This is a genomic window from Pseudomonas sp. DF11 (assembly GCF_058148565.1).
In genome coordinates this window covers 1-213 of the sequence record NZ_JBYVYN010000037.1, presented here as the reverse complement: position 1 = coordinate 213, position 213 = coordinate 1, and the positions used below count along the sequence as shown (strand labels likewise).

Here is a 213-nt window from a genome sequence, read left to right as displayed (position 1 = left end):
ATCAGCGGCGATGGCGTCGGCGGTGCCGGTCTTGTCGAAACCGTCAGCAGCGATGGCGTCGGCGGTGCCAGTCTTGTCGAAACCATCGGCGGCGATGGCGTCGGCGGTGCCAGTCTTGTCGAAGCCATCGGCGGCGTAGCTACCGGCATGGCTGCGTTCGATGGCAGCGCTGGCGCCCGAGCTGAAGGAGGCGGTGCCGGTCTTGTCGAAACC

Annotated in this window: 1 pseudogene; it reads right to left on the bottom strand. The window is 67.1% G+C overall.

Annotation, left to right across the window (positions count from 1 at the left end):
- Window positions 1-213: pseudogene (locus tag AC30D9_RS29440) on the bottom strand (hypothetical protein); the annotation flags it as partial.